This window comes from Phycisphaera sp. (genome assembly GCA_025916675.1).
Lineage (GTDB): Bacteria > Planctomycetota > Phycisphaerae > Phycisphaerales > UBA1924 > JAHCJI01.
The window spans coordinates 2628136-2641354 of the sequence record CP098402.1; the positions used below are offsets into that span (position 1 = coordinate 2628136).

Consider the following 13219-nt stretch of genomic DNA (forward strand, 5'->3'; position numbering starts at 1 on the left):
GAGGCTAGACAGCGGTAACGCGGAGGGCCCAAAAAAAGAGATCCGCCCCGGGTGGTGCCGGGGCGGATCGGGTGGCTCGCAGCAAAGTGGTGGTGGGAACTGCCGCGGAGCCGGTGGTGTCTTGATGTCGGGGCCCCGGGGCGTGCCCGAGAGCCCCCACGAGAGAGGGAGGAGAGAGATGCCTTTCGAGACCATTTCGAGACCACGCCGGGGCTCGTCCGTGAGCCCCTCGCACAACCGCGTGGGTCGCCCGCAGCCTTGCGGGCCTCGAAATGCGCTGGATCGCCTGTTAGAACGACCCGCGCCCGATAGGTGTCAGCCGGGGCTGACCCCCCTCTCTCTCCGACAGCCGCTGGCGTCGGCGAACCGAACGCCGGAGTCTGTTGTGGCCGGGGTGCGGCGTCCTGCCGCGTCCCGGCCCGGTTTGGGGCGGTGAGCGTCCGTGGTGCTCACTTGGGCGTTCATTTCGAGTCGACCTTTCGGACCAGGTTGGGCAAGTCGGCGAAGCGCCTTGCTCGATCCGCTTGCCAGCCGTCCTGGTCGTGGATCTCCAGCCGGTTGCGCACGCCGACGACCACCACCGCACGCCCGAGCCCGGTCATCTCCAGGTGCTCCTTGGGCAGCATGATCCGGCCTTGTGCGTCGACCGTGAGCATCTCGGCCAGGCCATACAGCGTGGCTTCGAGTTCGCTCTGGTCCTCGTTGGGCGTCAGGCTCTCGGCGCTCTGCTCGGCCAGCCGGTGGAAGGTCTTGGCCGGGTAGAGCCTGAGGATGCCGTTGGGCCAGGGGACGCAGTACCACTGGTCGCCCTGGGTTTCCGGATCCCATTGGGCCCGGTGCTTCTTGGGCAGGGACAGACGCTGTTTCGCGTCGATCGCGTGCTCGGCATGTCCGGTGAAGAGCATCGGGTTGGGCACTCACGAGGGCCATCGGATGGGATTATGACCCACTTTGACCCACAATGCAACACTTTCTGCCCCCGATTTCGGCATTTCTTCAATTTTTTGTTGAGCCGATCTCTTTTTATCCACATTTTGATTGGGAGATGTTCAGAATTATCACCCCCGGGATCCATTCCAGGCGCGATCCGTACACAAGGGCTCAACCCAAGTCCGGGAATGCATGTGCAAAAGACGAATACGGAATTCACACAGCCCGGGCTGATCGTCGAGGCCTGCGACCGGCTCCATACCGGGTTGTTCCTGCTTTCGGCCCTGCACGACCACGCCCGGGCTGGCACGCTGGCCATCGGTGTCCACCTGTGCGCCTTCGACCCCATCTTGCTGTGCGTGCCGGTGAGGCGGGGGCATCGCATCGAGCCGCTGATCCGCGATTCGCGCTCGTTTGCGGTGTGCAGCGTGCCAGTGGCCGACCGGGCATTGCGCCGCCGGTTCGAGGAGCATCCATCGGCCGAGGAATACCACGATCCATTCGACGCCGTCCCGGTGATGCGATTGGAGACGGGCGCGCCGGTGCTCCGGTCGAGCACGCTTGCGTTCGACTGTGAGGTTGTCCGGCACATCGACATGGACGCCGATCACGAGCTTTATATCGGTCGTGTGGTGGCCGCGCGCATCAATGGCGATGCTCCGCCGCCCGCGCGGGCGTCGGAGATCGGGCAGTTGCACACGGACTGAGTCCTCAACCGGGTTCGACGGCTTGGCGCATCTCTTCGCCGCGCTCGATCAGGGCTTCGGCGGCGTCTTGCTCGACCGAAACGGCTTCGAGGTCGTAGTGCCAGCGGATCCTGGTCTCGATGGGCAGCGGCAGGATGATGAAGTCGATGGGTGGGTACTCGTACCACGGGGCGTTGGCCCAGGGGGCGGCGGCCAGGGGCTGGTAGCCGTCCTTGCGGAGGCGCAGGTCGTACTGCCCGTAGTAGCGGAAGCCGACCTCGAGGGGGGTTGCGCCGACCTCGACGCCGTTGAGGGTGACCAGGGCACCGGGGGGCTCGCTGGTGACCACGATGGTGCGCGAGGTGCAGCCGGCCAGAAAGATCGCGAGTGTGAGGAAGAGAAGACCCCTCACCCCAGCCCTCTCCCCGCAGACGAGGAGAGGGAGGAAGAGTGAAGAACCCCGCGCTTGCGCTTGGGGCTCGGAAGGAGAAGGGCGAGCGATCACGGCCTGGGCTCCGTGGCGGTGCCGTTGCCGCCCTCGCGGCGGCGGCGACGCCGGTTCGAGGGCGGGGCGTCGGCCACGGCGTCGAACTCGTCGCCGCGGAACAAGCCGCCTAAGTAGGTCTGGCGGACGAGCTCGTTCTTGATGAGCGGGCCGGGGGCGCCCTCGGCGAAGACCTTGCCGTCGTTGATGATGTAGGCCCGGTCGCAGACCTTGAGGGTCTGGTGGACGTTATGGTCGGTGATGAGGCAGGCGATGCCGGCGTCGCGGAGGGTGTGGATCTCGTGCTGGAGGTCCTCGACGGCGATGGGGTCGACGCCGCTGAAGGGCTCGTCGAGCATGATGATGCGAGGGTTGGTGACCAGGGCGCGGGCGATCTCGAGCTTGCGACGCTCGCCGCCCGAGCAGGTGCGGGCCTTTTCCTTGGTCTTCTTGACCAGACCGAAACGGTCGAGCAGCTCGCCGGCCCGCTGCTTGCGCTCCTTCCGAGAGATGGGCAGGGTCTCGAGGATGGCCAGCAGGTTCTGCTCGCAGGTGAGGCGTTGGAAGACGCTGGGCTCCTGGCTGAGGTAGCCCATGCCCAGGCGGGCCCGCTTGTACATGGGCAGGGGGGCGACGTCCTGCCCATCGAAGTGGACGCTGCCCTCGTCGGCGGCGAGCATGCCGATGGTCATGCGGAAGCTGGTGGTCTTGCCGGCGCCGTTGCGGCCCAGGAGGCCGACGATCTCGGCCTGGTCGACGGCGAAGCTGACGCCGCGCACGACCTCGCGCCCGTTGAAGCTCTTGTGCAGGTTGGTCGCTTCGAGCAGGGGCACGTGCAGGAGTCTATGGAGACGCGGGAGGTCAGGAAAGCGAGCCGAGATCCCAGGATGGGGCTCCCTGGCCCAGCAATTCTGCCAGCCTCCGCTGGTCTGGCTCGAAGACCTGCACCATGCGATCGATGGACGATGGGCTGGGGTGGCTCGGGCGTGGCGGAGGGGCGTCGCTGGTGGCCCGGTGGGCCGCACGCCTGAGGCCCTGGGGCACGAGCGGTCGAACGAGCCGGCGGTACGCGGGCAGCCGGGCCAGCCGCTGGGCCAGCGGGCGCTGCCGGCGGATGCCGCTGGTCTGGTGGGCGGGGGCTTGTGGCGGGGCTTGCTCGGGCGTTGGGTCGGCACCGACGAAGTGGGCGACCTGGCGGGCGACCTCGGTTCGGTTCTTGATGTAGTGCTCGAACTTGACGGGCAGGAGGCGATCGAGGCCAAAGGTTTCGAGCCAGGGCTCGAGCTGGTAGGCGTAGCGGCTGCCGTCGATGAAGTAGGGGTTGCGTTCCAGTTCGGCATCGAAGTCGAGCGAGCCCCACCCCATCGCGGCGTCGAAGTGGTGGTGGCTGATGGCCCGGGCGATGGGATGGCGCATGATGTAGACCAGCCGCAGGTCTGGCCCGAGTACTTCTTTGGCTCGGGAGGCGACCTCGCCGAAGTGCGGCCGCAGCGTGTATTGCGCGCTCGCGTCGACGCCGGCGACATCCGGGGGCAGGCCCGCGTACGCGTTCGCGTACGCGTCGCGACCGGCTTGGGTGAGTACGTCATCGGTCAGCAGGTTGTCGGGTTCCTTGCCGGCGGGGAACGCGAAGCCGCGCATGGCCCGCAGATCCTCGTACAGGGACGATGTGCCGGCCTTCATGGCCCCGATGATGAGCAGCTTTGGGCCCATTGGCCCAAGTGTACTGCCCGGCGGGCTCAGGCGAACTGCTGCTCGGCTGTCTTGGGCTGAGGGGCCTTGAGGAATCGCAGGCACATGGGGTAGCGGTAGTAGCGGCCCTTAGCGGCGGCCACGCTGGCCAGGATGGGAAACAGCAGGCCGTAGATGAGCAGGAAGGGCGCGAAGAAGATCAGGCCGATGCCCAGGGTAAAGATGGCGACCAACGCGGTGCCCACGACCGAGTAGAGGACGTAGGTCAGGGCGTAGTTGAACATCTCGCGGCCGTGGTCGGCCACGAACGGACGTTCCTTGCCCGGAACGTGCATGACATACAGGCCCCAGACGATGCCGAGCGGTGCGAGCGTGCCGCTGGTGATGACGGTGGCCAGCAGGGGACCGAGGTGGGTCCACAGGCCCCACTGGCAATCTTCGTCGGTTGCGTCCTGGTAGACGTAGTGCTTGCCGTCCATGGTGGAGCCGTCCGCTGGGGGCTGGTTCTTGGAGTCGGGACCGATGTTCATGGCGAAGGCGGCGGCGTGCATGGCCACTCCTCGGGGGCTGAAGGCTCGCGGGCCCCAGAACCGGGCCGGGGACACCCCATTGTTGGGCGGCCGGGCGGCGGGGTTTCAGCGGGAAATGTGGTCGATCGTGGGCCATCCCAAAGCCCGCGGGCCCGAGAACCCGAAGAATGCCCCGTGCGAGGCGTGATTGCTGGCTGGTTGTGGGTCTGCCTGGTGCTCGTGCTGTTCGTCGGCGGCGGCTGCGCGATGGGGCCCGAGACCGTGAGCCGGTGGCCCGATGCCTCGGGCCGGACCGAGGCGGTGCCGGGGCAGGACGTGGTGGCGGTGCGGGTGGCGGTCGATCCGGTGCTGGCACCCCTGCTGCGGACGCTCGAGCCGCTGTACGAGGGGGCACGACCTGGGGTGGACTTGGTCGTCTATGAAGGCGCACGGACCGGGCGGATGGACCAGGCCGAGTGGCTCTCGATGCGGCTGGAGCGTGGGGCCGAGGCCGACGCGTACCTGAGCGAGAGCGGGCACGGGCTCGATGAACTGACCCGGGCGCCCGAGGGGCGCGCTGCGTGGCTGGGCAACACGCTGGCGGTGGTCGTGCCGAAGGGATCGCAGCTCGACCGGCGGGAGCTGGCGCTGCGGCGGGCACCGGTGCACGTCGCGCTGGAGCGGACGGCGCTGGGTCGTTGGACGCGGGCGTCGCTGCGCGAGAGCGGGCTGTGGGGCGAGGTGTCGCTGGCGTCGGGGAACTTTGACGGCGGCGAGGCGATCGTCGAGCGGGTGTCGTATTTCGCGAAGCGGCCGACGCCCGAGGAGTCTTTCGGCATCGTATTCGGGAGTGATGCCGACGCGAGCCGGGTGCGGATCGTGGGGTATCTCGACCAGCCGCGGGGTGACGCGACGATCCATCACGTGGCGTGGTTCAGCGAGGCGGGGGCGGACTTGGCGCAATGGCTGCTGGCCGATGGCGGGGCGCGGGCGGCAGCCGAGCGTGCGGGGTTCGTCGTTGCCGAGACGCCGCGGTGAGCGCGAGCGGGGGTGTGAATCTAACTTCCAAGCAATTGGCCGGGCTGTTGGTGGGCGCGTTGGTCGTTGGCGTGCTGGGCGTGAGTGCGATTGGTGTTGGCGGAGTTTGGCTGGCCACGGTCATTGGTGTGGCGTCGGTGTGGTTGGCTTCGGGGGCGCTGGCGGGGGCGTATGTGGCCGGGGCCTGGGGCTTGGGTGTCGCAGCGCTGCGGTGGATGGAGGATCGGGCGAGTGCGGCTTGGCTAGCGCCGGCGGTGGGACTTGGGATCATGCTGGCTTTGAGCCATGGATTGGGCGTGCTTGGCGCGTTCGAGTGGTTTGGGACTGGCGGGCGGCGGGTCGTCGCGGGGCTGCCGATCGGCGCGGGGCTCGTGCTGCTGGCGATGGACCTGATGAAGCGGCGGGCGGGCGAGGGGGCCAGCGTGCATCCGGTCACGCTAGCAGCGGTGCCGGGGCTGGCGCTCTTGATCGTCGCGGCGGCGAGCCCGCCGGGGTGGTTGTGGGCCAGCGAGGGGCTGGGGTACGACACCAGGAGCTATCACGCGCAGCTACCGGCCGAGTGGCTGGCGGAGGGGCGGCTGTGGCCTCTTGAGCACAACGTGTATTCGTACTTGCCGGGATACATAGAGGCGGCGTTTTACCACCTGGCGGCGATCGTGGGCACGCATCCGGCGGCCGGTACGGGCGTTGTGTTGCTGGCGTTCCAGTGCCTGAGCGCGGTGGTGATGGTGCTGGCGGTGGTGCTGATCGGGCGGGTGTGCTGGGTGGCGATCCCTCGTGAGTTGCAAGAAAAAGCCGGTGGCGTGGCAACGGCCGTGGCGGCGCTGGTGCTGGCCACGCCCTGGATGCTCGTGACCGGCAGCCTGGCGTACAACGAGCCGGCGGTGCTGGCGCTGGGAGCGGGGGCGATGCTGGCGGTGCTGTCGAGCACCACATCGCACACGGTGCGGTGGGTGCTGGCGGCGTTCCTTGTTGGCTCGGCGTGCGGGGCGAAGCCGACGGCGTTATTCATGGTGGGGCCGGTTGTGGGCGCAATGCTGGTGGCGACCACGCCGGCGCGTGCGTGGGCGGGGTGCATTGGCTTGGGGGTCGTGGTCGGTCTGGTGACGCTGCTGCCGTGGCTGGTGCGCAACGAGGTGGCGGCGGGGAACCCGGTGTTCCCACAGCTGGCTTCGGTGTTTGGTGAGGGGCACTGGACGAGCGAGCAGCACGCGCGGTGGGCGAGCGGGCACGTGTTTGGCGGGTCGGTGGTCGATCGCGTGAGACTGCTGCTGCTGCCCGATCCGAGTGGGCCTCACCTGGGTGGGACGTCGATGCGTGGGTTGTTGCACCCGCACTGGGGATTGATGGGCGTCGTGTGTCTCGGGGCCGCGGTTGTGGCGCCGTTCGTGCGCCGGAATGCGGTGGTCGTGGCGTTGGCGATGGGCCTGGGGTTGCAGATCGTCGCTTGGCTTGCGCTCACGCACGTGCAGAGCCGGTTCTTGGTGCCGGTAGTGCTGGCGGGTGCGCCGTTGATTGCTGTCGTGCTGGCGAGGCTTGGTGGCAAGGGTGTGTGGGTAGCGGTGGTCCTTGCTGTCGTGCAGGGCGGCTGGGGGGTGTGGGCGTACTCGAAGGAAGGCCTAGGCAAGCCCGGGCTGATGATCGCGCCGGGAGTGGTCGTGTCTACGGGCGAGCTCGACCCGAAGGGCTCGCCGCAGGGCATGGTGAATTTCGGGCTGCCGCACGGACCGGGGCGGGTGCTGCTGGTTGGCGATAGTGCGCCGTTGTACGTTGTGCGTGGACCGATGTACGCCACCACGTGGGACGCCGGTTTGCTGGTGGAGGTCGTCGAGGCGAATCCCGATGACGCGGCGGCCCAGGCGGTGGCGCTCAAGGCGCGAGGCGTGCGTTGGCTGGTGATCGACGAGATGGAGCTGAGCCGGTTGCGTGAGTCGGGTTGGTTGCACGAGTCTCTCACGCCGCAAGCGGTCGGTGAGCTTGCGGCACAAGGGGCGCCGCTGGGATATTGGCCGGGACCTGGGGCGCTTGGGCGTATCCTCATCGATCTCGGCCCGCTCTAACGCATGGAACCAGCACCGCCACAAACCGATCCCGAAGCGTCACCGCCCGCGTCGCGGTCGGGGGTGCGCATCGCGGTGCAGGCCGTTGGCTTTCTCATTGGGCTGGGGTTGCTTGGATGGTGCGTCCGGCTGGCGCTCAGCGAGGACAACCGCGAGGCGCTGGGGAAGCTGGCCGACGCGCCGCCGGGTTCGTTGGCGGCGCTGATTGGGCTCAGCGTGGTGGGTGTGACGGCCAACGGGCTGATCTTCTGGGCGGCGCTGCGGCCGGTACGGCGGATCAAGCCGCTGGACGTCGTCGCGACGAATTCGCTCGCGACCTTCCTGGCCAACCTGCCGTTCAAGATCGGGCTGCTGGCGCGCATCGCCATCCACAACCGGCGTGACAAGGTGCCGATGGCGATGATCTTCGGCTGGTTTGGCGCGGTGACGGCGACATTGGTGCTGACCAGTGCGTCGCTGCTGGTGGCCGGCGTGCTGCGAGATGTTCTCGGCCGGTGGACGGTGCCGGTGGCGATCGTGCTGATGGTGGTGCTGTCGGCCGTGATGGTCGTGATCGCCAAGCGATTGAGCGGCGAGCGCGGGCATAGGCGGCTGAGCCGGCTCATCGGTCGGTTTGGCGGCAGGCGGGCACTGCGGCTGGCGCGGTCGCAGGTGATCCGTGAGCTGCATATGGGGCTGGACATGCTGGCCAGCGGGCGGTGGGTGGCGGCGGTCGTGGCCTTCCGGTGTGTGGACTTCGGCGCGCAGGCGTGGCGGTGGGTCGTGGCGGGCGAGCTGGTGGGCACCGACGTGTCGTTCACCGATGGGCTGCTGATCTCGGGCGGGCACTACGTGGCCGGGGCGCTCTCGCCGGTGGGCATGCTGGGTTTTCGCGAGGGGGCGGCGATGGGCATGGCCGAGCTCTTGGGGCTGGACGGCGGCGTGTTCGCGCCCATCGCGCTGCTGACCGCCGGCGCGGAGCTCGTGGTCGTGATCGCGGCGGCTGGGCTGGCGATCGCGTGGCTCCGGCTCGATCGGGTGCTGACCTCCCGCTTCGGCCGCACACAAGGCCAGCCGGGGGCGTAGCCTCGGCACATGCGGATCGCCCTGGCACCCATCAACCCGACTATTGGAGACCTCGCGGGAAACGTGAAGCTCATCGGGGCGGCCGTGCGCGAGGCCGGTGCGGTTGATCTGGTGGTGCTGCCCGAGCTTGCGGTGTGCGGGTATCCGCCTCGGGACTTGTTGCACGAACCGGGATTCGTGGCGGCGTGCCGGGACCACGCGAATTCGCTGGCGAGGCTGAGCGCGGGCGGGCCGGCGATCGTGGTGGGCTGCCCGGTGCAGGATGGGCCGGGGGTGCGCAACGCGTTGCTGGTGTTTCGCGATGGCGAGTTGACAGAGACATACTTCAAGCGGTTGCTGCCGACGTACGACGTGTTTGATGAGGATCGGTACTTCGTTGCGGGCGAGGAAGCGTGCGTGATCGATGTCGCTGGCCGGCGTGTGGGGTTGGCGATCTGCGAAGACCTGTGGATGGGCCAGGACGCGGGCGAGCACTGGCGGTACGTGGGCAAGGGCGACCCGGTCGAGGCGCTTGTTGGGGCGGGGGCAGACATCATCGTCGCGCCGTCGGCGAGCCCGTTTGTCGAGGGCAAGCACGAGCGGCACCTGGCGCTCGTGGGCGGGCACGCGGAGCGGCATGGGGTGTGGGTGCTGGGCGTGAATCAAGCGGGGGCCAATGACGACCTGATATTTGACGGGCACGCGATCGCGTTCGATCCGAAGGGCGCGTTGCGGGCGGCGGGGCCGAGGTTTGGGAACGGGCCAACGTTTGTGGATCTCTCGGAAGCCGGTGCGAGTGCGCATGATCCCATGCTCGATGCGGGCGCGGACGTGGCGTTGGGTGAGGCGTTGGCGCTGGGCGTGCGCGACTATCTGCGCAAGACCGGGTTCGGGCGCGTGATCATCGGGCTGAGCGGCGGGATCGATTCTGCCGTGACGTGCTCGATTGCGGCGATGGCGATCGGGGCCGAGAACGTGCTGGGCGTGGCGATGCCCGGGCCGTACTCGTCGGACCATGCGTTCGATGATGCGCGGGCGCTCGCCGAGAACATGGGTGTGCAACTGGTGACGCTTCCGATTGCCGAGCCGATGGCGGGGTTCCGTGGCACGCTCGATGGAGCGTTCTCCGAGATTGGCGCGTCGAAGCTGGGCGAGAAGCGGCCGGACATCACCGAAGAGAACTTGCAGAGCCGGCTGCGCGGGACGGCGATCATGGCGCTGAGCAACCGGCTTGGGGCGCTCGTGCTGACGACGGGCAACAAGACCGAGCTTGCGGTGGGCTATTGCACGCTGTACGGCGACATGAATGGGGCACTCGCGCCGCTGGCTGACCTTCCGAAGCTGCGGGTGTACGAGCTGGCGCGGGCGATGAACGCGAAGCCTCAGGCGTTCGGGTTCGAGAGACCACCAATTCCTGAGAATACGATCGAGAAGCCGCCGAGCGCGGAGCTAGCGCCGGATCAGCGTGATGATGACACGCTGCCGGCGTATGAGGTGCTGGATCGGATCGTGGAATTGCGGGGGGTCCGGCGGCTTGGTGTTGAGCGGATCGCGGCCGAGACGGGGTGCGACGAGCAGGTCGTAGCCCGGATGTGCCGGCTGATCGCGATCAACGAGCACAAGCGGTGGCAGTATGTGGTGGCGTTGAAGGTCACGCCCGTGGCGTTCGGGCCCGGGCGGCGGATGCCCATCGCCCAGGGTTGGATCGGGTAAGGCCCCTAGGATGATGGCGTGAGCACGGTTGGTTCGATCATCGAGGGCGCGTCTCGCAAGCCGGTTACCCTGGCGACTCTGGGGGGCATGGCATCGCGGGGCGAGGCGTTCGCGTGCCTGACGTGCTACGACGCGTCGACGGCCAGGCTGCTCGAGCAGGCGGGCGTGCATCTGCTGCTCGTGGGCGATACGGCGGCCGAGGTGGTTCTCGGACTGCCTCGCACGATCGACATGCCCTTCGAGATCTTGCTCGCGCTGACGGCGGCCGTGAAGCGCGGCGCGCCCAACACGGTGGTGATGGGCGATATGCCCTTTATGAGCTATCAAGCGAACGCGGATACGGCGCTCGAGAACGCGGGGCGTTTTCTGGTTGAGGGCAAGGCCGACATCATCAAGCTGGAGGCCGACGCGAGCTTTGCGCCGTTGGTGAGGCGGATGGCCTCAGCGGGCATCCCCGTGTGCGCGCACGTGGGGAGCAAGCCCCAGCACGTGGCGATGACCAGCGGGTACAAGGCCCAGGGGCGGACGCGCGACGATGCGGATCGGATCTTGAACGACGCCCGGGCCTTGGAAGAGGCCGGGGCTGTGATGCTGCTGGTCGAGGCGGTGCCGAGCGAGGTGGCCGACGAGCTGGTGGCCAAGGCCCGGGTGCCGGTGATCGGCATCGGTGCGGGTACGAGCTGCCACGGGCAGGTGGTGGTGCTTCACGACGTTATGGGTCTCCTGGAGAAGACCCCGGGATTAGCCGACCCCGTGGCGAACCTTGGGCCGGAGATCCGCGAAGCGGCTATGCAATGGGTGCGTCGGGTGGCCGAAAGAGACTTTGGCGGCAAGACGTTCACGATGCGGAGCGAATAGGCCCCGCCGGACACCGGCCCTTGGGGCATCTGGAGGGGAACAAGCCCCGATTTTCGAGGCTTGGTGTTTCCGGACCGGGATTGCTCGGACGACTCGGAGGCGATTCATGAGACGATTCATCACCCTTGGACCGGCCGCGGTGGTGCTGCTGACGGCGCTGGCGGCGCTGCTGGCGGCACCCGAGATCGTCCGGCGGACCGAGGCCGAGCAGGCCATCGCACAAGTCCAGCTCGCGCGGCAGGAGCTTGTCCAGGACGACATCCTGCTGCGGATCAATCGCGCGAATCGCGCGATCGCGCGGTCGGTCGAGCCGGGGGTGGTCCACCTGATGGCGGCCAGCCGGTACCGGGCGGGCGCAGCCGGCTCGGGCTGGGTGTACGACGATGACGGGCACATCCTGACGAACGCGCACGTGGTTGGCGGGGCGGACCGCGTGAGCGTGCAGCTCTACACCGGGCGCGTGATGACCGCCGACGTGGTGGGCGTTGACGTGTTCACCGATATCGCGGTCTTGAAGGCCGAAGACGCGACGGGCATGATCGCCCTGCCGCGCGCGACCGACGAGATGCCCCAGCAGGGCGACCGGGTGTTCGCGTTCGGGTCGCCGTTCAACTTCAAGTTTTCGATGAGCGAGGGCATCGTGAGCGGGCTGGGGCGCGATCCCAACACCGGGGCGGCGGGCAGTGCGTTCACGAACTTCATCCAGACCGACGCGGCGGTGAACCCGGGCAACTCGGGCGGGCCGCTCATCGACGTGCGGGGGCGCGTGATCGGCATGAACGTGGCGATCGCCACGGGCAGGTCGGGCGACTCGCTGGCCAACCCGAGCGAGGGGCAGAGCGCGGGCATCAGCTTTGCGATCCCACTGCCGACGATCGAGTCGGTGGCCGACCAGCTCATCGAGACCGGTCACGTGGCACGCGGGCGGCTTGGCATCGCGTTCGGTGGGTTCGGTCGTTCGCGGGCCATCGTGGATGGTGACGACTTTGTGGGTATGGGCGTGCTGGTAGGCCAGGTGACCGACGGTGGCCCGGCCGAGCGCGCGGGCATCCTGGCCAATGACATCATCGAGAGCATCGGCGGGCAGGCCGTGCCGAACTCCCAGATCTTGCGGGCCGTGGTGAACACGATGCGGCCGGGCAAGGCACTGGACGTGCGAGTGTGGCGGCGCGGCGAGCCCATCGAGACCACCGTCGTGCTCGACGAGCTCGACGCCCTCAATGCGATCGGCGGGCCGACCGAGCAGATATTGGATGATTACCTCGGCCTGGACATCATGGTCGACAACGGCGGGCGTGTCTACGTCCAGCGGACGAAGGACGACTCGCTGGCCAAGCGGGCGGGGCTCCAGCCGGGGCAGCAGATCATGGCCGTCGGCGGTGTGACCGTCGACAGCTACGAGGACTTCCTGAATGCCATCGGTCGTTCACGCGTCTCGCTCGGCCGGACCACGACGTTTCTTGTGCAGCCCCGGGGCGACGAGGATACGCGCGAGATCACGATCCATCGGCGTCGCTAGTTCTTCGCGGCGATCCGGATGGTAACGTCTGTGCCGAAGGGTGGCGTGAGCTCGGGGTGGGCGATCCATTCGGGCGGCTGGATGAACGAGTCGGGGCTGATGGCCATCCGGAGCGCTACGAGTTCGGTGCCGAAGGTGTGCAGGCCGATGGTGAGGCCTTCGCTATCGGCGGCGTAGTCGCTTCCGTTTTCGATCAACGAGCCCGCGAAGACCCACTGGGGTGTTTCGCCGAGAGATTGTTCATCGAACGCCTCGCCCGTGTCGGCGTGGGTGATGTAGTGGGCGATCGGGTTGCCGGGGGCGGGCTGTTCCGCGATGCGGTAGGTGATGCGGACCGGATCACCCGTTGCCGGCGTCGCGATGGCGGATTGGCCGTCCCAGATGATCCCGGCGGGGGCTCCGGGTTCCAGGCCGATGGTGAGCAACGCGGCGTGGATGGTGCTGGGACGCACGCTGGTGACCATGAGGGCCTCGTGGTCCTTGCCGCTGGCGGGCGTGACGGCGATGCACTCAAGGTAGCGGATGAGGGTGTAGCCGGTGCGGTCTTGCTCGCGCACGTCGATGGGGACAAAGCCGTCGAGTTCGATCCAGCGTTCGGTGCGGTTGAGGCGGAGGCCTTGGGCGAGGGTGACGGTTTGCGATGGTTCGGGCGCTGGCGGTCGTTCGGTATCGCGCGCCACGGGGCC

General features: G+C 68.1%; 13 protein-coding genes. 7 read left to right on the forward strand and 6 right to left on the reverse strand.

The features are described from left to right. Window positions 1-461: 461 nt before the first annotated feature. Window positions 462-917 (reverse strand): hypothetical protein, encoded by a 456-nt coding sequence (locus tag NCW75_11180; GenBank protein ID UYV11858.1) that lies wholly within the window; start codon window positions 915-917, stop codon window positions 462-464. A gap of 207 nt (window positions 918-1124) precedes the next feature. On the opposite strand from NCW75_11180, the gene NCW75_11185 reads away from it, so the two are divergent. Beyond that, window positions 1125-1637 carry a flavin reductase family protein gene (locus NCW75_11185; protein ID UYV11859.1) on the forward strand — a complete coding sequence of 171 codons (513 nt, stop codon included), beginning with the start codon at window positions 1125-1127 and terminating at the stop codon, window positions 1635-1637. A 4-nt stretch (window positions 1638-1641) separates the two neighbouring features. On the opposite strand, the gene NCW75_11190 is transcribed toward NCW75_11185, so the two are convergent. The 4 genes from NCW75_11190 to NCW75_11205 all read right to left on the reverse strand — a co-directional run bounded on the left by NCW75_11190 (window position 1642) and on the right by NCW75_11205 (window position 4343). Beyond that, entirely contained in the window at window positions 1642-2028 is a 387-nt protein-coding gene (locus NCW75_11190; GenBank protein ID UYV11860.1) for a PEGA domain-containing protein, read from the reverse strand. 89 nt (window positions 2029-2117) lie between these two features. Further along, window positions 2118-2933, reverse strand: coding sequence for an LPS export ABC transporter ATP-binding protein (lptB, locus tag NCW75_11195; GenBank protein UYV11861.1), 816 nt, complete (start codon window positions 2931-2933; stop codon window positions 2118-2120). A 28-nt stretch (window positions 2934-2961) separates the two neighbouring features. After that, complete coding sequence (locus tag NCW75_11200) at window positions 2962-3813, reverse strand: sulfotransferase domain-containing protein (GenBank protein UYV11862.1); 852 nt, start codon at window positions 3811-3813, stop codon at window positions 2962-2964. Window positions 3814-3839: 26 nt separating this feature from the next. After that, window positions 3840-4343, reverse strand: a complete 504-nt coding sequence (locus tag NCW75_11205) for a DUF4870 domain-containing protein (GenBank protein UYV11863.1) — start codon at window positions 4341-4343, stop codon at window positions 3840-3842. Window positions 4344-4496: 153 nt separating this feature from the next. Between NCW75_11205 and NCW75_11210 the strand changes: the two genes are divergently transcribed. The 6 genes from NCW75_11210 to NCW75_11235 all read left to right on the forward strand — a co-directional run bounded on the left by NCW75_11210 (window position 4497) and on the right by NCW75_11235 (window position 12533). Next, the gene (locus NCW75_11210) at window positions 4497-5339 is read left to right on the forward strand and encodes a hypothetical protein (GenBank protein UYV11864.1); all 843 of its coding nucleotides are present in this window, start codon (window positions 4497-4499) and stop codon (window positions 5337-5339) included. 14 nt (window positions 5340-5353) lie between these two features. After that, window positions 5354-7399, forward strand: a complete 2046-nt coding sequence (locus tag NCW75_11215) for a hypothetical protein (GenBank protein ID UYV14231.1) — start codon at window positions 5354-5356, stop codon at window positions 7397-7399. Between the two features lie 3 nt (window positions 7400-7402). Beyond that, a complete protein-coding gene (locus tag NCW75_11220; GenBank protein ID UYV11865.1) occupies window positions 7403-8464 on the forward strand; it encodes a flippase-like domain-containing protein in 1062 nt (353 codons plus the stop codon). Window positions 8465-8473: 9 nt separating this feature from the next. Continuing rightward, window positions 8474-10156, forward strand: coding sequence for an NAD+ synthase (locus NCW75_11225; protein ID UYV11866.1), 1683 nt, complete (start codon window positions 8474-8476; stop codon window positions 10154-10156). Between the two features lie 18 nt (window positions 10157-10174). Continuing rightward, complete coding sequence (gene panB, locus NCW75_11230; protein ID UYV11867.1) at window positions 10175-11014, forward strand: 3-methyl-2-oxobutanoate hydroxymethyltransferase; 840 nt, start codon at window positions 10175-10177, stop codon at window positions 11012-11014. A gap of 106 nt (window positions 11015-11120) precedes the next feature. Next, window positions 11121-12533 (forward strand): trypsin-like peptidase domain-containing protein, encoded by a 1413-nt coding sequence (locus NCW75_11235; protein UYV11868.1) that lies wholly within the window; start codon window positions 11121-11123, stop codon window positions 12531-12533. On the opposite strand, the gene NCW75_11240 is transcribed toward NCW75_11235, so the two are convergent. Beyond that, complete coding sequence (locus NCW75_11240; GenBank protein ID UYV11869.1) at window positions 12530-13213, reverse strand: YdjY domain-containing protein; 684 nt, start codon at window positions 13211-13213, stop codon at window positions 12530-12532. The genes NCW75_11235 and NCW75_11240 overlap by 4 nt on opposite strands. Window positions 13214-13219: the final 6 nt, after the last annotated feature.